The following is a 21285-nucleotide window of genomic DNA, read 5'->3' as shown; positions in this document are numbered from 1 at the left end:
GAGTTCAGTCTCCGAGGGTGATGTTGTGCGTTTGGAGCGCGGCGATTTCCTCGTCGCTGTAGCCCACTTCTTTCAGCAGCTCGCGGCCGTGCTCGCCCACGCGCGGCGGCTGCAGGCGGATGCCCGGGCGTTCGCCGGCCAGCGTGAACGGCATGAGCGGCACCTTTGCCATGCTGCCGTCGTTCATGCGCACCGGCGCGAGGCCGCCGGTGGCGTTGAGGTGCGGATCGTCGAACAGCGCCTGCGGCTTGGTGATGGGCGCGAAGGGCAGCTCGTTCTTCTCGAACACCGCGGCGAGTTCGGCCGCGCTGTGGTTGGCGAGGTGCGAGCGAAGGATGGGCATCATCCATTCGCGCGCCAGCACGCGGTCGTTGTTGGTCTTCAGGCGCGGGTCGGCCAGCATCTCCTCGAGGCCGAAGGCCTTGCAGAAGATGGTCCACTGCTTGTCGCTCACCGCCGCCAGGAAGATCTGCTCGCCGTCCTTCACGGTGAACACGTCGTACACGGCCCAGGCCGAGATGCGGCTGGGCATCGGGTCGGCCGCCTTGCCGGTGGCGGCGAACTGCATCATGTGCTGCGCCACCAGGAACACGTTGTTCTCGAACAGCGCGGACTGCACCTCGCAACCCTTGCCGGTGAGATCGCGCTGGCGCAGCGCGGCCATGGCGCCGATGGCGCCGAACATGCCGCCCATGATGTCGTTCACGCTGGTGCCCGCGCGCAGCGGGTCGCCCGCGCGGCCGGTCATGTAGGCGAGGCCGCCCATCATCTGCACCACCTCGTCGAGCGCGGTGCGGTGGTCGTAGGGGCCGGGCAGGAAGCCCTTGTGGCTCACGTAGATGAGGCGCGGGTTGAGCTTGGCGAGCGTGTCGTAATCGAGCCCCAGCTTCTTCATGGTGCCGGGCTTGAAGTTCTCGCTCACGATGTCGGCGGTGGCGATGAGGCGCAGCGCGGCCTCCACGCCCTCGGGCTTCTTGAGGTCGAGCGCGATGCTCTTCTTGTTGCGATTGAAGGTCGGGAAGAAGCCCGATCCCGAGCCGAGCAACCGCCGCGTGCTGTCGCCCTCGATGGGCTCGACCTTGATGACCTCGGCACCGAGGTCGGCCAGCAGCAGGCCGCAGGTCGGGCCCATGACCATGTGGGTGAACTCGACGACGCGCACGCCGGCGTAGGGAAGTGGGTTGGCTTCAGACATGTGCGCTGGTTTCCTGGACAAAGCCCTGAACAAAACCTTTGGGCAGGCCGGCCTCGGGCGTCATGCCATAGACCGGTTCGCCGGGCAGCCCGGCCATGAGCGGCGCGCGCGCCGCGATGAGTTTTTCCAGGTCGATGCCGGTGCGCACGCCCATGGCCTCGAACATGAAGACGAGATCTTCGGTGACCGCATTGCCCGACGCACCCGGTGCATAAGGGCAGCCGCCGAGTCCGCCGAGCGAGGCATCGAAGGTGCGCACGCCCTCGTCCCACGCGGCGAGGCAGTTCGCGATGCCGAGGCCGCGCGTGTTGTGCATGTGGGCCGCGCCGGCGTGCTGGCCGAGTTCGGCGCGCAGCCGCTTGAACAGGCGGCGCACCTGTGCCGGGTTGGCATAGCCCACGGTGTCGGACAGGCCCGACTCGTCGGCACCGGCCTCGATGCACTGCGCGGCAAGGCGGATCACGTCGTCCTCCGGCACCAGCCCCTGCAGCGTGCAGCCGAAGGCGGTGGAGATGCCGGCCTCCAGCTTCACCTGCGGCGCGACGGCGTTGCGCAGTTCGGCGATGGCACGCACTTCTTCCACCATTTCCGTCGGCGTCTTGCGCACGTTGGCCAGCGAATGTGCCACGCTGGCCGACACCGGCATCGTGAGCTTGTGGACGCCCGCTTCGAGCGCGGCCTGCGCGCCCTTGCGGTTGGGCACAAGCGCCATCACCGTGAGGCCGGGCAGCGTGATGGCGTGGCGCACCACCTCGGCGGCGTCGGCCATCTGCGGCAGCAGCTTCGCGGGCACGAAGGAGGCGACCTCGATCTCGCGCACGCCGGCCGCATGAAGCGCGTCGATCCAGCGCAGCTTGTCGGCCGTCGGCATGGTGGCCTTGACCGATTGCAGGCCGTCGCGCGGGCCGACCTCGCTGATGAGGACGTCGGGGGGTGTCATCGGACTTGTCTCCTTGGGCTTGACTGTTCTATCTTATAGAACTATATTCCAACAAACAGAATTAGACAGTCGATCCAATCGAATGTCAAGCCACGCCATGCCCCGCAAAGCCCTGACCGAATCGGTGTCCGACCTCAATGCCGCCCCCGGCGGCGCCGCCGCGGTCGATCGCGCGCTGAGCCTGCTCTGCGCCTTCCAGCCGGGCGACGAGGCGCTGTCGCTCGCGCAGTTCGCCGAGCGCACGCAGCTCTACAAGAGCACGGTGCTGCGGCTGCTGGCCTCGCTCGAACATGCGCGGCTCATCCGCCGGCAGGACGACGGCCGCTACGCGCTGGGCATGGAGATCGCGCGGCTGCACGGGCTGTACGCGGCGTCGCTGTCGCTCGACCGCATCGTGCCGCCGGTGCTTCGCGCGCTCGCCGCAACAACGGGCGAAAGCGCCGCGTACCACGTGCGGCAGGACCAGGGCGACAGCTGGGTGCGGCTGTGCCAGTTCCGGGTCGACTCATCGCATGTGGTGCGCGACCACGTGCGCGCTGGCGACCTGCTGCCCAACGACCGCGGCGCGGGGGCGCGCGTGCTGATCGCCTTCGGACCCGAGGCCGAGCGGCCGCGCGGCACCAGGGAACGCAAGCTGTACGACGCCATCCGCACGCAGGGTTATTGCGCGCTGGTGGGCGACCGCACGGCCGAACTGGCGGGGATCTCGGCGCCGGTGTTCCATGCCGATGGCAGCCTCGCTGCGGCCGTCACGCTGACGATGCCCACGCACCGCTACGACGAGCGCTATATCGAGCCAGTGCGCGCGGCCGCGCGCGAGCTCACCGGGCAGGTCTGACGCCATCGCGGAAGAGCTTCGATTACCTCTATTTTTGTCACAGATAAATCCCGCCCCCGGCCCTTACTCGCCAGCAAAGTATCGAATAAAGTTCGGTTCAGGATTGCATCTTTCTCAAGGAGAAACCCCATGACCACTCGCACCACCGCCCACGGACTTCAGGTCGCGGCCGAGCTCCACCGCTTCATCGAAGACAAGGTCCTGCCCGCCAGCGGCGTGGCCAGCGACGTCTTCTGGAAGGGCTTCGACGCCATCGTCAGCGACCTCGCACCGAAGAACATCGCCCTGCTCGCCGAACGCGACCGCCTGCAGACCGAGATGGACACCTGGCACAAGAAGAATCCCGGTCCGATCGCCGACATGCCGGCTTACCGCGCCTTCCTCGAGAAGATCGGCTACCTGCTGCCGCAGCCCAAGGGCGCGAAGGCCACCACCGCGAATGTCGACTCCGAACTCGCGCTGCAGGCCGGCCCGCAGCTGGTGGTGCCGATCCTGAACGCACGCTATGCGCTCAACGCCGCCAACGCGCGCTGGGGCTCGCTGTACGACGCGCTCTACGGCACCGACGCCATTTCCGAAGCCGGCGGCGCCGAGAAGGGCAAGGGCTACAACCCCGTGCGCGGCGCCAAGGTCATCGAGTTCGCGCGCAACGTGCTCGACCAGGCCGCGCCGCTGGCCAACGGCTCGCACAAGAACGCCACCGGCTACAGCGTGAAGGACGGCAAGCTCGTCGTTGCGCTGCAGAGCAGCAGCACCGGCCTGGCCGACCCCGCCCAGTTCATCGGCTACCAGGGCGATGCGGCGGCACCGTCTTCCGTGCTGCTGAAGCACAACGGCATCCATCTCGACATCCGCATCGACCGCAACACCGCCATCGGCAAGACCGACGCGGCCGGCGTGAGCGACCTCGTGCTCGAAGCCGCGCTCTCGACCATTCTCGACCTCGAAGACTCGGTGGCCGTGGTCGACGCGGCCGACAAGGTGGTCGCGTACTCGAACTGGCTGGGCATCGTCGAAGGCACGCTCACGGAAGAAGTCGCCAAGGGCGGCAAGACCTTCACGCGCGGCCTGAACCCCGACCGCGAATACACCGGCGCCAACGGCCAACCCGTGAAGCTGCACGGCCGCTCGCTCATGTTCCTGCGCAACGTGGGCCACCTGATGACCAGCCCCGCCGTGCTGTATGCCGGCGGCAAGGAAATCCCCGAGGGCATCCTCGACGCCGTGGTGACCACCACCATCGCCACCATCGACCTCAAGCGCAAGGGCAACTCGCGCACCGGCAGCATCTACATCGTCAAGCCGAAGATGCACGGCCCGGCCGAAGTGGCTTTCGCCAGCGAGCTGTTCGGCCGCGTCGAGCAGCTGCTCGGCCTGCCCGCCAACACCGTGAAGCTCGGCATCATGGACGAGGAGCGCCGCACCAGCGTGAACCTCAAGGCCTGCATCGCCGAAGCGGCCGCGCGCGTGGCCTTCATCAATACCGGCTTCCTCGACCGCACCGGCGACGAGATGCACACCGCCATGCAGGGCGGCCCGATGATCCGCAAGGGCGACATGAAGTCCAGCGCGTGGATTGGCGCCTACGAAAAGAACAATGTGCTGGTCGGCCTCTCGTGCGGCCTGCGCGGCAAGGCGCAGATCGGCAAGGGCATGTGGGCCATGCCCGACCTGATGGCCGCCATGCTCGAGCAGAAGATCGGCCACCCCAAGGCCGGCGCCAACACCGCCTGGGTGCCCTCGCCCACCGCCGCCACGCTGCACGCGCTGCACTACCACCAGGTCAGCGTGACCGCCGTGCAGCAGGAGCTGGAGAAGATCGACGCCGATGCCGAGCGCGACAACATCCTCAATGCGCTGCTGCAGGTGCCGATCACGCCCGAGGCCAAGTGGACGCCCGAAGAGCGCCAGCAGGAAATCGACAACAACGTGCAGGGCATCCTCGGCTACGTGGTGCGCTGGATCGACCAGGGCGTGGGCTGCTCCAAGGTGCCCGACATCCACAACGTCGGCCTGATGGAAGACCGCGCCACGCTGCGCATCTCGAGCCAGCACATCGCCAACTGGCTGCTGCACGGCGTGGTGACCAAGGCGCAGGTCGACGAGACCTTCCAGCGCATGGCCAAGGTGGTCGACGAACAGAACGCGGGCGACCCGCTTTACCAGCCGATGGCCGGCAACTTCGCGACCTCGGCGGCCTACAAGGCTGCGCAGGAACTGGTGTTCAAGGGCATCGAGCAGCCGAGCGGGTACACCGAGCCGCTGCTGCATGCGTGGCGGCTGAAGGTGAAGGGCGAGGCCTGATCTGCATCCCCGGCACCCTGCCGGGGTTCAAGCGAACGAACGGCGCCCGAGGGCGCCGTTCTGCATGAGGGCCGCGTGCCGTTAGCATTCTTGGCGCCCCCTTCTCTTCCCGATCCTTCCCTTCAATGAACACGAATGCGGCATTGCCGCCTCCGCCGCGCTGGTCAACCTCGGCCGCCGCGATGCTGGTCGCACTCGCCAGCGCCTTCGCCCTGAGCCAGGCCTTCCGCACCGTCGGCGCCATGATGGCAACGCCGCTCGCCAGTCACTTCGGCCTGACGCCACAACAGCTCGGCACCTGGGCCGGCACCTTTCACTTCATGTTCGGCATCATGCAGCTCGCGATGGGCGTGTCGATCGACATGTTCGGCGTGCGCCGTACGGTGCTGGTCGCCTTTCCGCTGGCCATCGCGGGCGCGGCGCTGTGCGCAATGGCGTCGAGCTTCGGCGCCCTGCTGCTGGGGCAGGCGCTGATCGGCGTCGGCTGCGCGCCGGCCTTCCTGGTGTGCACGGTGTTCATCGCACGGCACTTCGACGCCTCGCGCTTCACCGCCATGTCGGGACTGGTGATGAGCATGGCCGGCCTGGGCATCCTGTTCACCGGCACGCCGCTGGCCTTGCTGATCGAGGCTTCCTCGTGGCGCGCGGGGTACGCGGTGCTGGCCGGGTTCGCCGTGCTCTCGTGGATCGTCATCTTCTGGCGCGTGCACGAGCCGGTGCGTGCGGTGGACCAGGCGAGCCCGCAGGCAGTGCCGGCCGAGCGCCAGTCGCTACGCAAGGCGGTGCGCGAGCTGCTGCCGCTGTTCGCGATGCCGCACACCCTGGGCCTGCTGTGCTTCGCCTGCGTGTCGTACGCGGCCTTCATCACGCTGCGCGGCCTGTGGCTCGGGCCGGTGTTGCACGACCGGCACGGCCTGTCGCTGGTGGCCAGCGGCAATGTCGCATTGGTCATGACGGTCGCCGGCATGCTCAGCCCGGCGCTGTTCGGCCGGATGGACCCGGGCGGCGCACGCCGCGCACACTGGATGATGGGATGTTCGTTCGCCGGCGCGCTGATGTTCGGCGCCATGGCGCTGACGCAATCGCGCGCGGTGGACATCGGCCTGCCGGTCTTCTACGGCCTGCTTTCGGGCTACAGCGTGCTGCAGTACGCCTACACCAGGAACGCCTACCCCGCTGCGATGACGGGACGCGCGATGGCGCTGCTCAACATGGCGATGTTCCTCGGCGTGTCGCTGATGCAGTGGACGACGGGCGTGGCCGCGTCGTGGGCCGTGGCGAATGGCGTCGAGCCGTTCCGCGCGGTGTTCCTCACGGTCGCGGGCATGCTGGCCGCGGGCACGCTCGCGTTCCTCGTGCTGCCGCGCGCGGCGCCGGTGCGGCTCAGCGCTTGATCGCCAGCATCAGCACGCCGCCCGCGATCATTGCGACGACGGCCTCGTCCATGTCTTCGCGCATGCCGTCAGTCTTCCTGCAGGCTGCGGGCCGCCTTCTGTAGCGCAACTTTCTGCGCACGCCGCTCGGCGCGATGCGTGCGCAGGTGGCGCCCTGCCTTCTGGTTCGATTCGCCGCGCGCCATCGCGGCCACTACAGGATTGCGAGGTGCCACGCCGGGCACCGAAAAGTAAAACCGGCCCAGACGCTTGTCGTCGTCTCGGGCCTTTCGTTGAGCACTCATGTGCGCACACTCCGAAAAACAGAAAGGCCCCGGCGAATGGCTGCGCGGGGCCTTTGTCGACGGGCCTCGGGCGGGTGCATGGATGCACGTCCGGCCGGGGCGGTCGGTGTGCGGATCAGGTGTTCAGGAAACGGTTCATTGGATTGGTTTGTCGCCCGGGAGGTTGGTCGTCGCCAGGCGCGGTGAAAAGAAACAGTCGCTGAAAAACGAAGGGCGGATTTTGGCGAGCCCGCATGCGACGCGCAAGCGCCGCATGGGTGGTTGTGGCGCGAAGCCGACGCGGCGCCGTCGCGTGAATCCAGTTGCGCGGCCGCGCCGTATCCGACTCAAGCGCACCGCGCCTCCGAGCTGCTGGCGGTTTCCACAGTCACCTTCCACCAAGAACCTTTCTTTCCAGGAGCCTTCAATGAAGAAACTCATGATTGCAGTCGGCGTTTCGGTCCTGCTCGGCGCTTGCGCGAGCGGCACGGCCATGAGCGACAGCGGCGGCGGCATGTCGTCGAACCCGATGGTCGGCGGCGCGGCGATGTACCCGACGAAGGACATCGTCGACAACGCCGTGAATTCGAAGGACCACACCACGCTGGTCGCGGCCGTGAAGGCCGCGGACCTCGTGGGCACGCTCAAGAGCCCCGGCCCGTTCACCGTGTTCGCACCGACCAACGCGGCCTTCGCTGCACTGCCGGCCGGCACGGTCGACACGCTGCTCAAGCCCGAGAACAAGCCCACGCTGAGCAAGGTGCTGACCTACCACGTGGTGCCCGGCCGGATGGATGGCCCGGCGCTGATGAGCGCCATCAACGCAGGCGGCGGCAAGGCCACGCTGAAGACCGCGAGCGGCGGGACGCTGATCGCGACGATGAGCGGCGGCAACGTGATGGTGACCGATGCCAAGGGCGGCACGGCGATGGTGACGATCGCCAACGTCTACCAGTCGAACGGGGTGATCCACGTCGTGAACAAGGTGCTGCTGCCGGGTTGATCGCAACCTTCTTCAGCGCCGGCGCGACGGGCCTTCAGGTCCGCCGCGCCGCTTCCGCTTCGTCGCGCAGCCACTGCGCGAAATCCTGCGCGTCGCGGTTGCTCCCGGCGCGCTTCGACATCTCGACGAAGTAGCCGCGGCGCGACGCGGCGCCCTCGCCCAGCGGTGCGACCAGGTGGCCGTCTCTCACCAGGTCCTGCAGCAACGGCAACCGGCCGATCACCACGCCCTGGCCCGCCACGGCCGCGGCCACCGCGTCGGCGTATTGCGTGAAGCGCAGCGTGCTCTTCATGCGCAGGTCGGCGAGCCCCATGACCTTGAGCCAGGGCTCCCAGTCGGTCGTCGGTGCTTCGCTGTGGTCCGGGTACTCGATCGTGAGCAGCGTGAGTCCCGAAAGATCCGAGGGCGCGTGCAAGGCCGCCGCGAGCTGCGGGGCACACAGCGGCACCACCGACTCCTCGAACAGCGCCGCGCCGACGCCGCGATCGATCGGCACGAAGCGCACCGCCAGGTCGATGCGGCTGCGCTCCAGGTCGAGCACGTCGAGCGTGGCCGACACGCGCACGTCGACCTGCGGATGGCTGCCGGTGAAGCGCACGAGCCGCGGAATGAGCCACAGCGATGCGAAGCCCGGCGTGGTGGTGATCGCCACCTGGCGCGGCGCGGCACTGGCGCGCACGCGCGCAGTGGCGTCGCGCAGGCGCTCCAGGCTGTCGGTGACGGCGCGCTGCAGCACGCCACCGGCCTCGGTGAGCGACAGCGCGCGGTGGCGGCGCTCGAACAGCAGCACGCCCAGGCTGGCTTCGAGCTGCTGGATCTGCCGGCTCACGGCCGACTGCGTCAGGTGCAGCTCGCCGGCCGCGAGCGTGAAGCTCAGCCGGCGCGCGGCCGCCTCGAAACTGCGCAGCAATTCGAGCGGCGGCAGCTCGCCATTCATGGCGCCGGAGGGTTTGACATTCTCTACGCGCATGCAAAGAGTTCCGAATGACCGTGTGCAAATGAGGGACCGGCTCACTATATTCATTCGTATCACGAATGCAATGGAGCTTGCCATGAGCACCTCTTCCCCCGCTTCTTCCCGCTTCCACGTCAGCCTGCCGAAACGTTCCGTCTTCGCCGTACCCGATGGCGCGGGCGTGGGCATCGAATGCCGAAGCGGCTCGGTCTGGGTCACGCTCGACCGCGACCCGCGCGACATCGTGCTGGAGCCCGGCGATCGCTTCGAAGGCACCGAGCACCGGCGCGTGCTGGTGTCGGCGCTGGAGGCGTCGTGCATCACCGTGTCGGATGCACGGCCGGCCGCCATGCCTCTCCCGAGGGGCACGGGCACCCGGTCGCCTTGGCGACTTCCGTCACACGGGTTGTCCCCGGCTTGACCCGGGCTCGTGTGCATCGAACCATCGATGCCCATGAGCCCCGACGCACCCACCTCCACCGCCAGATGAACGATCAGCCCTACATCCTCCAGGAGCTGGCCGACGGCATCGCCACGCTCACGCTGAATCTTCCCGCCAAGCTCAACCCGATCGCGCGCGAGCTGCAGGTCGAACTGCGCGATGCGCTGGAACGCATCCGCGACGACCGCGCGGTGCGCGCAGTGATCCTCACGGGCGCCGGCAAGGCCTTCTGCGTGGGCGCCGACCTGAGCGCGATGGCGCCGGGCGACGACGGCAAGTCCCTCGGCACGCAGACGGCGGAGTGGATGCAACAGCTCAGCAATCCACTGATCGAGGCGCTGCGCACGCTGCCTGTTCCCGTGGTCGCCGCCGTCAATGGCCCCGCGGCCGGCGCCGGCGTGGGCCTTGCGCTGGCAGCCGACGTGACCATTGCCGCGCGCAGCGCATATTTCTACCTGCCCTTTCTGCCCAAGCTGGGCATCGTGCCGGACCTAGGCTGCACCTGGGCCATTCCGCGCCGCGCCGGCCGGGCGCGCGCCATGGGCATGGCGCTGCTCGACGAGCGCGTGGGCGCGGGGCGTGCTGTGCAATGGGGCCTGATCTGGGGTTGCGTGGACGACGAGCAGTTGATGGAGGAGGCCAAGGGCATCGCGCAGCGCCTCGCCCGCCTGCCGGCGCATGCAGTGCTCGAGGCACGCGAGGCCTTCGAGGCCTCGGAGCGCCACACGCTGAAGGAGCAGCTGCACTACGAGAGCGAGCGCCAGCGCGAGCTGATCGACCGCCCGAGCTTCCGCGAAGGCGTGAGCGCCTTCCTGCAGAAACGCCCGCCGGTCTTCGAAAGCCGCTGACATCCTGTCACCCTGACACTGGCGCCTGCCGGGGGGCTGCGGGAGAATGCCGCGCATGCCCATCCTCAACGCCTTCTACGCCCAGTCGGGCGGTGTCACCTCGGTCATCAACGCGTCGGCCTGCGGCGTGATCGAGACGGCGCGAAAACATCCCGAGCGCATCGGCAAGCTCTATGCCGGGCGCAACGGCATCATCGGCGCGCTGACCGAGGAGCTGATCGACACCGGCGCCGAATCGGCCGAGGCGATCGCGGCGCTGCGCAGCACGCCCTCGGGCGCTTTCGGTTCGTGCCGCTACAAGCTCAAGTCGCTCGAGAAGAACCGGCGCGAGTACGAGCGGCTGATCGAGGTGTTCAAAGCGCACGGCATCGGCTACTTCTTCTACAACGGCGGCGGCGATTCGGCCGACACCTGCTTCAAGGTGAGCCAGCTGTCGCAGTCGATGGGCTATGCGCTGCAGGCCATCCACGTGCCCAAGACCATCGACAACGACCTGCCGCTGACCGACTGCTGTCCCGGCTTCGGCTCGGTTGCGAAGTACGTGGCGGTGTCGACCATCGAGGCCTCGTTCGACGTGCGTTCGATGGCGGCAACATCGACCAAGGTGTTCGTGCTCGAAGTGATGGGGCGGCACGCGGGCTGGATCGCCGCGGCGGGCGGGCTGGCAGCGGACCAGGGCATTCCGGTGGTGGTGCTGTTCCCGGAGATCGAGTTCGACAAGCCGCGCTTCATCGCGCGCGTCGACGAACTGGTGAAGCAGCACGGGTATTGCTCGGTGGTGGTGTCCGAAGGCTGCCACCACCCCGACGGCACCTTCCTTGCCGAACAGGGCACGCGCGACGCCTTCGGCCATGCGCAGCTCGGCGGCGCGGCGCCGGTGGTGGCGCAGATGATCAAGGAAGCGCTGGGCCACAAGTTCCACTGGGCGGTGGCCGACTACCTGCAGCGCGCGGCGCGCCACATCGCCTCGGCCACCGACGTGAAGCAGGCCTACGAGCTGGGACAGCGCGCGGTGGAGCTGGCGCTCGAAGGCCGCAATGCCGTCATGCCCACCATCGAGCGCACGTCCGATGTGCCTTATGCCTACCGCCTGGGCTGCGCGCCGCTCGAATCCGTGGCCAACGTCGAGAAGCCGATGCCGCGCGATTTCATCTCGGACGATGGCTACGGCATCACCGAGCAGTGCCGGCGCTACCTGCTGCCGCTGATCGAGGGCGAGGACTACCCGGACTACAGCGGCGGGTTGCCGGTCTACGTGACGCTGCAGAACGTGGCGGTGGCGAAGAAGCTGCCGGCTTTCGAGATCGCATGACGACTTCGGCGGCGGCCACCGGCCTGATCGACGCCACGCGCTGCCCGCTGTGCGGCGAGGCGAACCGCTGCGCAATGGAAATCGAACGCGAGACGGGCCAGGCGCAGCCGCCCTGCTGGTGCATGCAGGCCGACTTCGGCAAGGCGCCGCTCACGAACCTGCCGGAAGACATGCGCGGGCTGGCGTGCATCTGCATGCGCTGCGCGACCGGCGCACCACCGGCTCAGGACTGAGCAGGGCTCTGCGATTGCCCCTGTGACTGCTCCTGTTCGTCGGGTGCGGAATCGGCCACATCGCTGGCCACCACCATCGTCGGCGCACTGCCCGGCCGCTGCTGAGTGATCACCCGGTGGATGAACTGCAGCTTGCCCACGGCCGCACGCGGCAGCACGAAGGGGTAGTAGTCGGGCTGCCCCATGCTGCGCGACAGCTCGTTGAGCACGTTGGTGAGCAGCACCCAGCCGTTGATGAAGTCGAGGAACTTGCCGGCATCGGGAGCGTCCGGCTGCCAGAGGTCGTCGGTGGTGAAGAGGTCGCTTGCCAGCTCGACGTTGGTTGCGTCGACACCGAAGCTCATCGCGGTGTCGGCCGTGTCGGCCATGTGCAGGTAGTGGGCCCAGGTCTCGGCCCAGTCTTCCCAGGGATGCGTGCTCGCGTAGCTGCTCACGAAGCGGTCGGCCCAGTCGGGCGGCGGACCCTGTTCGTAGTGGTGCTGCAGCGCAGCGGCGTAGTCGGCGCGTTCGTCGCCGAAGAGCGCGCGGAAGTCGTCGATCCACGGCGTGGGCAGCACCAGCAGGTCCCAGTAGTAGTGGCCGACCTCGTGGCGGAAGTGGCCCAGCAGCGTGCGGTAGGGCTCGCGCATCTCGGCGCGGATGCGCTCGCGCACGGCGTCCTCGGCCTCCTCGGCATTGAGCGTGATCACGCCGTGCTGGTGGCCGGTCATCACATGCGGGCCGCCCGGCATGTTGCTCAGGAAGTCGAAGGTCAGCCCGTGCACGGGATCGGCGTGGCGGCTCACCACCGGCAGGCCGAGTGCGAGCAGCTGCGAGATGAGCCGGCGCTTGGCGGTCTCGAGCTTGCCCCAGAGTTCGCCGTTGGCTTCCACCGAAAGATCGGGAATGGTGCGGGTGACGCTGCAGGCCAGGCAGTAGCCGGGCGCGAGGCCCTGGGTGTCGTCGGGCAGGGTCTCGCCTTCGCGTGCGGCAGGCACCATCCAGCTGCAGGCTGCCGGGGTCATGAGGTTCGTGCAGCGGCGGTAGGTCTTGCCATGCGGATCGCCGAACACGGTGAAGGTGTCGGGCTGGGCGCCCTCGCCCACCGCCGGCGCGAGCGGCATCACGCCGAGCCGGTCGATCACGTAGCCGAGCGGCGTGTGGCAGGCCAGGCATTTGCTGTTGCGCAGGAACACGGGGCGGCCGCACTGGCAGCGGTAGGCGCGGCTCACGGTCGGCGCGGCCAGCTCGGTCGCGAGCGTGGGGGTGCCTTCCGGCTCGGCGGGGGCCGGTTGGGCGTTGGCTTGTTGTTCGTCGGGCACGGTGTCCATGTGTTGTTTCGATCTTGTTCCTGACGCTGAGGGGACAGCCGACGCATTGTGCGGGCCACCCGTCGCGCCCCCGCCCGCGCAAAGACCGATATGCTTGTAGGACGACGGACCCGAGACATTCCGCCGCCCCCATGACCTCCCCACAGACCTCCGAAGCAGCGACCACGCCGGCCCCGCCCTCCATCGGCACGCTGCGCGAACGCTATGGCGAGCGCTACCGCTGGTACCTGCTGCTGTCGGTCATGGTGGGCACGATGGCGTCGATCATGTCCTCGACCATCGTCAACGTGGCGATCCCGGGCATGAGCCACCACTTCTCGCTCGGCCAGGAACGCGCGCAGTGGGTGAGCTCCGGCTTCATGGTGGCGATGACGGTGTCGATGCTCACCACGCCCTGGCTGCTGTCGCGCTACGGCTACCGGCGCACCTACGTGGGCACCATGCTGCTGCTGCTCGCAGGCGGTATCGTGGGCGGCGTGGCCAACGACTTCTCGCTGGTGCTGCTCGCGCGCGTGGCCGAGGGGCTGGCGGCGGGCGTGGTGCAGCCCATCCCGGCCATCATCATCCTGCGCGCCTTCGAGCCGCACGAACAGGGACGCGCGAGCGGCATCTTCGGCATGGGCGTGGTGCTGGCGCCGGCGGTGGGGCCGAGCATCGGCGGGGTGCTGGTCGACCTGTTCGGCTGGCGCTCGATCTTCTTCATGGTGGTGCCGTTCTGCCTGGCCTCGCTGTGGCTGGCCTACAAGTTCGTGCCGACCACCGCGCCGGGCGGCGTGGCCGCGGCGCGCGGCGGGGGGCTCGACGCGCGCGGGCTGGCGCTGGGCACGGTCGGCACGCTGTGCCTGCTGAACGGGCTGGTCGCGCTGCGCGGCGATTCGCCCCTGCAGGCCGGCCTGCTGCTGGCGGGCGCGCTGGTGTCGTTCGCCGCCTTCGTGTGGTGGCAGCGGCGGCTCGCGGCCTCGGGCGGCACGCCGCTGATGAACCTCGCGCTGTTCCAGTACCGGCAATTCGCCATGGGCAGCGTGGTGGCCTTCATCTACGGGACGGCGCTGTTCGGTTCGACCTACCTGCTGCCGGTATACATGCAGGTGGGCCTGCATCTGTCGGCCTCGCACGTGGGCACCATCCTGCTGCCGGCGGGCATCGTGCTCGCGCTGACCATCGCCGGCGTCGGCCGGCTGGCCGACCAGCACCCGACCTGGGTGCTGGTGACGATCGGCCTCGCGCTGCTGGCGGCATCGTTCGCGCTGATGATGGTGCTGCGGCTCGACAGCGCGCTGTGGCTGCTGGTGGCCTTCGCGATCATCGGGCGCATCGGGCTGGGCTTCATCCTGCCCTCGCTCAACCTGGGCTCGATGCGGCCGCTGGCCAAGCCGCTGATCCCGCAGGGCGCAAGCGCCATCAACTTCGTACGCATGCTGGGCGGCGCGGCGGGCGTGAGCCTGTGCGCCATCGTTCTCGAGTGGCGGCTGGCGGCGCATGGCGATTCGCTCGCCAACCCGATGAGCAGCCCGGCGCGGCTGGCCGCCTTCGATGAGGTGTTCGCGATGCTGGCAGGGCTTTGCGCGATTGCCATCTGCGCGGCTTGGCAGTTGCGCCACCCACCGCAACAAGGGTAAGCACTCAGTACTACCTAAGACCCCATCGTTTCTAATTGTTAACAGTTGTTAAACACAGTTAGAGTGGGTCTTACATCATGCAACGCAGAAGTTTTATCGCCTCGACGGCAGTTCTCGCCGGCGGCCTCGCGCGGCTCTCGTCTGTGCAAGCCGCCGAGGCGGGGGTGAGCGACAGTGAAATCGTGCTCGGCAGTTCGGCCGTGCTGAGCGGGCCGCTCGGCTCGCAGATCAAGGTCGTGCACAACGGTGCCGCGCTGGCGTTCGATTCGGTCAACGAACAGGGCGGCGTGGGCGGACGCAAGATCAAGATGGTGGCGCTGGACGACGAGCTGAAGGCCGACAAGGCGGTGGAAAACTACGGCAAGCTGCTGAACGACCACCGCGTGTTCGCCTTCTTCGGTTGCGTGGGCTCGGGCACGACGGCCGCTGCGGCCAAGCTGCTGCAGCAGAGCGGCGCGCCCAGCGTGGGCGGCTACGGGGTGGGCGACAGCGCGCGCGAACGCGTGGCGGGCTCGGCCTACTTCGTGCGCGCCAGCAACGCACGCGAAGCACAGGCCCTGGTCGAGCACCTGGCCACCATCGGCGTGAACAAGATCGCCATCGCCCACCTCGACAACCCCGGCGGCGCCGAGGCGGTCAAGCTGATCGAGGCGGCCATGGCCCCCCGCAAGCTCGCCCCGACGGCCACGGTCATGGTCAAGGGCGACGGCTCGAACGCCGCCGCCGCCGGCAAGGCGCTGGCCGACAGCCAGTCCCAGGCCATCCTGATGTACCTGGCCGGCACCGTGGCGGGTGAGGTGATCAAGGCCACCTACGACGCCGGCAGCAAGCCGATGTTCTATGGCATGTCGATCGTGCCGGGCGAGGTCACGGCCAAGGTGGTGCCCCTGCAGGCGGGCGGCCTGGCGATCTCGCAGGTCATGCCCTATCCCTGGGGCGAGGTGGAAACCGTGACGCGCGACTATCGCCGGCTGGCCGAGCGGGCGCAGGTGCCGGTGGGCTACGGCAGCTTCGAGGGCTACCTGAACGCACTGGTGATGATCGAAGCGCTCAAGCGCACCGGCCGCGACCTGACGCGCGCGCGCCTGCACGCGACGCTGCGCGCGCTCAAGCTGCGCCTGGCCGGCATGGACATCGATTTCTCGACCGGCGGCACCACCGGCTCGCGCTTCATCGAGATGGTGCGCGTCACGCCCGAAGGCCGCTTCGTGCGCTGAAAGGGCGAGCGGATTCGCCAAGCGGCTGGCGCTCGCGCTTTAATGGCGCCATGTGCCAATTGCTTGGAATGAATTGCAACACGCCCACGGACGTGACCTTCAGCTTCACCGGCTTCGCTCAACGCGGCGGCCGCACCGATCATCACGCCGATGGCTGGGGCATCGCGTTCTTCGAGGACCGCGGGCTGCGCCACTTCGTCGATCACCAGCCGGCGTGCGAATCGCCGGTGGCGGAGCTGATCCGGCGCTACCCCATACAGAGCCGCAACGTCATCGCGCACATCCGCAAGGCGACGCAGGGCGAGGTCAACCTGCAGAACTGCCACCCGTTCGTGCGGGAGCTCTGGGGGCGCTACTGGGTGTTCGCCCACAACGGCGACCTGAAGGAATTCCGCCCGCGCCTGCACGGCAACTTCCATCCGGTGGGCAACACCGACAGCGAGCACGCCTTCTGCTGGATCATGCAGGAGCTGGCCAAGTCGCATGCGGGCGTGCCGAGCATCGATGAGCTGACGCTCACGCTGCGCGAACTGGCACCGCAGCTCGCGGCGCACGGCACCTTCAACTTCATGCTGTCCAACGGGCAGGCGCTGTGGGCGCATGCCTCGACCAACCTCTGGTACGTGGAGCGCCGCCATCCCTTCGTGACGGCGCAGTTGTCGGACGAAGACCTGGAGATCGACTTCGCACGGCACACCACGCCCAACGACCGCGTGGCCGTGGTCGTGACCGCACCGCTGACCACCAACGAGACATGGACGCAGTTCACGCCAGGCGAACTGCATGTGTTCGTGGACGGTCAGCGCTCAGTGCGCTGAAGCCCGGGCCAGGTGCGCCTCGAGCGCATCGACGAACATCGCCGGCACGTCGAAGCCCGTCTGCTCGGTGATTTCCTGGAAGCAGGTCGGGCTGGTCACGTTGATCTCGGTGACCGAGTCGCCGATCACGTCGAGCCCGATCAGCAGCAGACCGCGCGGCGCGAGCGTGCGTCCCACGGTCTCGGCGATCTCGCGATTGCGCGCCGTGAGCGGCTGCGCCACGCCCTTGCCGCCGGCCGCCAGATTGCCGCGCACCTCGGTGCCCTGCGGAATGCGCGCCAGCACGAAAGGCGCCGGCTCGCCCGCGATGATCAGGATGCGCTTGTCGCCCTGTACCACTTCCGGCACGAAGCGCTGCACCATGATCGTTTCGGCGCCGTCCTTGTTGAGCGTCTCGACGATGGAGCCGAGGTTCAGCGCGTCCTGCTTCACGCGGAAGATGCCCATGCCGCCCATGCCGTCGAGCGGCTTCAGGATGATGTCGCCGTGCTCCGCGTGGAAGTCGCGCACGGCCTGCGCGCTGCGCGTGACCAGCGTGGGCGTGACGAACTGCGGAAACTCCATGATCGCGAGCTTCTCGGGGTGGTCGCGCAGCGCGCGCGGCGAGTTCACCACCTGCGCACCCTCGCGCTCGGCCTGCTCCAGCAGGTGCGTGGCATAGATGTATTCGGCGTCGAAGGGCGGGTCCTTGCGCATCAGCACGGCGTCGAAATCCTTCAGCGCCTTGGCCTCGGTGATGTCGACGGCGTACCAGTCCCGGGCGTCGCCGGTCAGCGTGATCTGCTGCACCGTGGCCGTGACCACGCCACCCGATTTCCACTGGATGTCCTGCGGCAGGCAGGCGGCGATGCGATAACCGCGGCGCTGCGCCTCGCGCATCATCGAGAAGGTCGTGTCCTTGTAGATCTTGAAGTGATCGAGCGGATCGGCGACGAAGAGGATGTTTTTCATCAGGCGTTCTTTCTTGCGGTGCCGGGGTACGGTGGCCAATGGCATGGGATATCGGGCGCGATGTTGCCGGAAGCGGCGATGTCCTTGCCGGCGGGGGCTTTTTCCCCTCTTGAACCCGCAGCATCGGACGATTGTGCCGGGAGCCCGCAATCGCAGGATTGTCAACAATCCCGGCCTCGTAACGTCAACCATCCGGCACGGGAATTGCATGAATCCGGCTCCGACAACTACCGGAGAACCTCGTGGAGACATCCGTTTCGCAGGGCAGCCCTGCTCCCGATCCCGCCGCCGTGGTCGACGAATTCCTTCGCCTGGTGATGATCCCGGACCCGCAGTCGGCCTCCCGCTTCACCGCGCCCGACATCCGCATCCGCTTCACCGGCAACCGCCCGATGAAGGCGCCCGGCGACACCTCGGCCTTCAACGCGAAGCGCTATGCATGGGTCAAGAAGAAGATCGAGCGCACCGAAACGGTGGCTGGCGGCACGCCCGAGGAAACGGTGGTCTACAGCCTCGGCACGCTCTACGGTGCATGGCCCGACGGCACGGCCTTCGAAGGCAATCGCTATGTCGACCGTTATGTGGTGCGCCACGGCCTGATCGTGCAGATGGACGTCTGGAACGACAGCGCCGAATGGCTGCTGGTGCGCGCCGGCCTCGCCGTGCTGTGAGGCCGCCGGCATGAGCACGCGCTGGCCCGACCGGCTCCCCACGCACGACCGCTTCGACTACCGGCCCATCACGCGGCGTCCCGACTACGCGTGGCCGAACGGCGCGCGGCTGGCGGTGTACATCGGCTTCAACGTCGAGCATTTCGCCTTCGGCGACGGGCTGGGCGCGTGCATCGGCCCGGCCTCGCCGCAACCCGACGTGCTCAACCACGGCTGGCGCGAGTATGGCAACCGCGTCGGCGCGTGGCGTTGCCTGGAACTGTTCGACGCGCTCGCGCTGCCCACAGGCGCGCTCGTCAACACCGCGCTGTACGACCACTGCCCCGAGTTGGTCCAGGCGCTGGTGGCGCGCGGCGACGAACTGATCGGCCACGGCCACAGCAATGCCGAGCGCCAGGGCGTGCTCGACGAGGAGCACGAGCGCGCACTGCTGCTGCGCTGCCGCGAGCGCATGCTGCGCGAAAGCGGGCAGGCGCCCACCGGCTGGCTCTCGCCATGGATCTCCGAAAGCGTCCTCACGCCCGACCTGCTGGCCGAGACCGGCTACGGCTACACCCTCAACTGGTGCCACGACGACCAGCCGCTGCGCATGCGCACGCGCGGTGGCGGTTCGCTGTGGTCGGTGCCGTACCCGCAGGAACTCAACGACATCCCGATGATCGTCGGCCGCCTGATGGACGCGAAGGACTTCAGCGCCATGGTGATCGACAACTTCGAGGAAATGCTTGACCAGTCGCGCGCGCAGCCGCTGGTGATGGGCCTGGCGCTGCATCCGTACATCGTCGGGCAGCCCTACCGGCTGAGGCACCTGCGCACCGCGCTCGCGCGCCTGGCGCAGGCGCGCGAGCGGGGCGATGTCTGGTTCACCACGCCGGGCGCGATCGCCTCGCATGTGGCGAGGCTCGAGAGGGATCGGCTCGGGGAGTTCGGCTGAGGCGTACCGCGCCAGGCCTCAGATCTCGATCTTCGACCCCAGCTCCACCACCGCGTTGTTCGGCAGCCCCAGGAACGCCGCCGCTCCGCTCGCGTTGTGGTGCATCTGCGCGAACAGCTTCTCGCGCCACGGCGCCATGCCGCTGCCGAGCGTGGGGATGACCACGTCGCGCGACAGGAAGTAGCTGGTCGTCATCTGTTCCAGCTGGCAGCCGCGCATGCGCGCGTTTTCGAGTGCGCGCGGCAGGTCGATGTCGTTCTTGAAGCCGTAGTGCACCATGATCTGCCAGCAGTGGTGGCCGAGCGCCTCGATCTCGATGCGCTTGTCCATCGGGATCCATGGCACCTCGTGGTTGCGCACGGTCACGAACATGTTCTGCTCGTGCAGCACCTTGTTGTGCTTCAGGTTGTGCAGCAGCGCGTTGGGCACGGTGCCCGGCTCGGCCGTGAGGAACACCGCCGTGCCATCCACGCGTGCCGGCGGGCTCACGAACACCGAGCCGAGAAAGGACTTCAGGTCGATCGCATCGGCATGCTGCGCCTCGCCCATCAGGCGGCGGCCTTCCTTCCACGTGATCATCAGCGTGAAGACGAAGCCGCCGATCAGCAGCGGGAACCAGCCGCCTTCGAACAGCTTGAGCAGGTTCGACGCGAAGAACAGGAAGTCGACGACGAAGAAGACCGCGGTCGACGCGATGCAAAGCGCCAGCGGCAGCTTCCACGCATAGCGGATCACGAAGAAGGTCAGCACCGTGGTGATCAGCATGTCGGTGGTCACGGCGATGCCGTAGGCCGCGGCCAGGCTGCTCGACGAGCGGAACATGACCACCGCCAGCACGATGGCCACGAACAGGCCCCAGTTGACCAGCGGGATATAGATCTGGCCCGCCGTGCGCACGCTGGTGTGCTCGATGTTCAGGCGCGGCAGGTAGCCCAGCTGAATGACCTGGCGCGTGACGCTGAAGGCGCCCGTGATCAGGGCCTGCGACGCGATCACGGTGGCCGCGGTGGCCAGCAGCACCAGCGGGATGAGCGCCCATTCGGGCGCCATCATGAAGAACGGGTTCTTCACCGCCTCGGGGTTCTCCAGCAGCAGCGCGCCCTGGCCGAAGTAGTTGAGCGTGAGCGCCGGCATCACCACCGAGAACCACGCGATGCGGATCGGGCTCTTGCCGAAGTGCCCCAGGTCGGCGTACAGCGCCTCGGCGCCGGTCACGCACAGCACGGTGGCGCCCAGCAGGATGAAGCTGGTGCCGGGGTTGTCCCACATGAACTTCAGCGCGTAGAACGGATTCAGCGCCTTCAGGATCTCGGGGTGGTGCAGGATCTGGGACACGCCGAGCACGGCGATCGCCAGGAACCACACCAGCGTGATCGGCCCGAAGAACTTGCCGATGCCTGCCGTGCCGCGCTTCTGCACCACGAACAGGCAGAACAGCACGACCAGCGTGAGCGGAATGACGTAGTGCGTGAAGTGCGGCGACACCACCTCCAGGCCCTCGACCGCCGAGAGCACCGAGATGGCCGGGGTGATGACCCCGTCGCCATAGAAAAGCGAGGTGCCGAAGATGCCGACCACCAGCAGCACGTGGCGCAGCCTGGGCTTGTCGGCCACCGCGCGGGAGGCCAGCGCGAGCATGGCGACGAGGCCGCCTTCGCCTTCGTTGTCGGCGCGCAGCACGAGCACGACGTACTTGATGGAGACGATGACGGTGAGCGTCCAGAAGAACATCGAGAGGATGCCGTAGACGTTCCCGACGGTGAACGGCACATGGCCGTGGCCGAACACTTCCTTGACGGCATACAGCACGCTGGTGCCGATGTCGCCATAGACGACGCCGATGGCGCCGACGATCAGGCCGGCTGAGAGATTTTTGGGGGCTGACACGAGGTCGATGGGAAAAGGACAGGCTGCTGGAATCGACGCGTCAGACACGCCAGGGTGCGACACGGGGGAACTTTAGTTCACCATTGTCACCCCTCCCGCCCTTTTGTTTCCGTTGCTGTGGGGCCGCTATTTTGCCGCTGCTTGCGACCGG

The 21285-nt window shown here is 67.9% G+C and carries 20 protein-coding genes; 13 read left to right on the top strand and 7 right to left on the bottom strand.

The genetic code is table 11. From position 1 onward, the window contains the following. Positions 1–4: 4 nt before the first annotated feature. Entirely contained in the window at positions 5–1195 is a 1191-nt protein-coding gene (locus ACCD11_RS22030; RefSeq protein ID WP_413315466.1) for a CaiB/BaiF CoA transferase family protein, read from the bottom strand. Next, entirely contained in the window at positions 1188–2135 is a 948-nt protein-coding gene (locus tag ACCD11_RS22025; protein WP_413315465.1) for a hydroxymethylglutaryl-CoA lyase, read from the bottom strand. Before ACCD11_RS22025 ends, ACCD11_RS22030 begins: the two co-directional genes overlap by 8 nt. A 97-nt stretch (positions 2136–2232) precedes the next feature. Between ACCD11_RS22025 and ACCD11_RS22020 the strand changes: the two genes are divergently transcribed. The 3 genes from ACCD11_RS22020 (at position 2233) to ACCD11_RS22010 (ending at position 6671) form a co-directional block, all read left to right on the top strand. Further along, entirely contained in the window at positions 2233–2973 is a 741-nt protein-coding gene (locus tag ACCD11_RS22020) for an IclR family transcriptional regulator (protein ID WP_007837677.1), read from the top strand. A 129-nt stretch (positions 2974–3102) separates the two neighbouring features. Continuing rightward, entirely contained in the window at positions 3103–5277 is a 2175-nt protein-coding gene (locus ACCD11_RS22015) for a malate synthase G (RefSeq protein WP_413315464.1), read from the top strand. Positions 5278–5402: 125 nt separating this feature from the next. After that, a complete protein-coding gene (locus ACCD11_RS22010; protein ID WP_007837671.1) occupies positions 5403–6671 on the top strand; it encodes an MFS transporter in 1269 nt (422 codons plus the stop codon). A 68-nt stretch (positions 6672–6739) separates the two neighbouring features. Here ACCD11_RS22010 and ACCD11_RS22005 read toward each other — a convergent pair whose 3' ends face one another. Further along, entirely contained in the window at positions 6740–6955 is a 216-nt protein-coding gene (locus ACCD11_RS22005) for a hypothetical protein (protein ID WP_007837669.1), read from the bottom strand. 406 nt (positions 6956–7361) lie between these two features. On the opposite strand from ACCD11_RS22005, the gene ACCD11_RS22000 reads away from it, so the two are divergent. Then, positions 7362–7937 carry a fasciclin domain-containing protein gene (locus tag ACCD11_RS22000; protein WP_413315463.1) on the top strand — a complete coding sequence of 192 codons (576 nt, stop codon included), beginning with the start codon at positions 7362–7364 and terminating at the stop codon, positions 7935–7937. A 34-nt stretch (positions 7938–7971) separates the two neighbouring features. Here the strand turns inward: ACCD11_RS22000 and ACCD11_RS21995 are convergent, their stop codons facing one another. After that, on the bottom strand, positions 7972–8907 hold the full coding sequence (locus ACCD11_RS21995) for a LysR substrate-binding domain-containing protein (protein ID WP_413315462.1): 936 nt from the start codon (positions 8905–8907) through the stop codon (positions 7972–7974). A gap of 82 nt (positions 8908–8989) precedes the next feature. On the opposite strand from ACCD11_RS21995, the gene ACCD11_RS21990 reads away from it, so the two are divergent. From ACCD11_RS21990 to ACCD11_RS21975, 4 genes are all read left to right on the top strand, one after another. Further along, entirely contained in the window at positions 8990–9313 is a 324-nt protein-coding gene (locus ACCD11_RS21990; RefSeq protein WP_413315461.1) for a DUF2917 domain-containing protein, read from the top strand. Between the two features lie 65 nt (positions 9314–9378). After that, a complete protein-coding gene (locus tag ACCD11_RS21985) occupies positions 9379–10182 on the top strand; it encodes an enoyl-CoA hydratase-related protein (RefSeq protein ID WP_413315460.1) in 804 nt (267 codons plus the stop codon). A 55-nt stretch (positions 10183–10237) separates the two neighbouring features. Continuing rightward, complete coding sequence (locus ACCD11_RS21980; protein WP_413315459.1) at positions 10238–11494, top strand: 6-phosphofructokinase; 1257 nt, start codon at positions 10238–10240, stop codon at positions 11492–11494. Further along, the gene (locus tag ACCD11_RS21975) at positions 11491–11727 is read left to right on the top strand and encodes a cysteine-rich CWC family protein (protein ID WP_007837657.1); all 237 of its coding nucleotides are present in this window, start codon (positions 11491–11493) and stop codon (positions 11725–11727) included. The genes ACCD11_RS21980 and ACCD11_RS21975 overlap by 4 nt, the downstream gene beginning before the upstream one ends. On the opposite strand, the gene ACCD11_RS21970 is transcribed toward ACCD11_RS21975, so the two are convergent. Further along, complete coding sequence (locus ACCD11_RS21970; RefSeq protein WP_007837656.1) at positions 11718–13037, bottom strand: putative zinc-binding metallopeptidase; 1320 nt, start codon at positions 13035–13037, stop codon at positions 11718–11720. The two genes, ACCD11_RS21975 and ACCD11_RS21970, sit on opposite strands and share 10 nt — an antisense overlap. A gap of 131 nt (positions 13038–13168) precedes the next feature. Between ACCD11_RS21970 and ACCD11_RS21965 the strand changes: the two genes are divergently transcribed. The 3 genes from ACCD11_RS21965 (at position 13169) to ACCD11_RS21955 (ending at position 16691) form a co-directional block, all read left to right on the top strand. Further along, complete coding sequence (locus ACCD11_RS21965; protein ID WP_413315458.1) at positions 13169–14656, top strand: DHA2 family efflux MFS transporter permease subunit; 1488 nt, start codon at positions 13169–13171, stop codon at positions 14654–14656. 77 nt (positions 14657–14733) lie between these two features. Beyond that, the gene (locus tag ACCD11_RS21960) at positions 14734–15873 is read left to right on the top strand and encodes an ABC transporter substrate-binding protein (protein ID WP_007837654.1); all 1140 of its coding nucleotides are present in this window, start codon (positions 14734–14736) and stop codon (positions 15871–15873) included. Positions 15874–15923: 50 nt separating this feature from the next. Continuing rightward, positions 15924–16691: a class II glutamine amidotransferase gene (locus ACCD11_RS21955; RefSeq protein WP_042674183.1), complete on the top strand. Its 768-nt coding sequence runs from the start codon at positions 15924–15926 to the stop codon at positions 16689–16691. Here the strand turns inward: ACCD11_RS21955 and gshB are convergent. After that, positions 16680–17642, bottom strand: coding sequence for a glutathione synthase (gene gshB, locus ACCD11_RS21950; protein ID WP_413315457.1), 963 nt, complete (start codon positions 17640–17642; stop codon positions 16680–16682). The two genes, ACCD11_RS21955 and gshB, sit on opposite strands and share 12 nt — an antisense overlap. Positions 17643–17884: 242 nt before the next feature. Between gshB and ACCD11_RS21945 the strand changes: the two genes are divergently transcribed. Together ACCD11_RS21945 and ACCD11_RS21940 are read left to right on the top strand one after the other, a co-directional pair. After that, on the top strand, positions 17885–18313 hold the full coding sequence (locus tag ACCD11_RS21945) for a hypothetical protein (protein WP_007837651.1): 429 nt from the start codon (positions 17885–17887) through the stop codon (positions 18311–18313). 10 nt (positions 18314–18323) lie between these two features. Next, the gene (locus tag ACCD11_RS21940) at positions 18324–19247 is read left to right on the top strand and encodes a polysaccharide deacetylase family protein (RefSeq protein ID WP_413315456.1); all 924 of its coding nucleotides are present in this window, start codon (positions 18324–18326) and stop codon (positions 19245–19247) included. A gap of 18 nt (positions 19248–19265) precedes the next feature. Here ACCD11_RS21940 and ACCD11_RS21935 read toward each other — a convergent pair whose 3' ends face one another. Then, a complete protein-coding gene (locus tag ACCD11_RS21935) occupies positions 19266–21134 on the bottom strand; it encodes a potassium transporter Kup (protein ID WP_007837644.1) in 1869 nt (622 codons plus the stop codon). Positions 21135–21285 lie beyond the last annotated feature (151 nt).

Source organism: Variovorax sp. Varisp36, assembly GCF_047304235.1.
Taxonomy (GTDB): Bacteria; Pseudomonadota; Gammaproteobacteria; order Burkholderiales; family Burkholderiaceae_C; genus Variovorax.
This window is presented reverse-complemented; position numbering and strand designations above follow the sequence as displayed.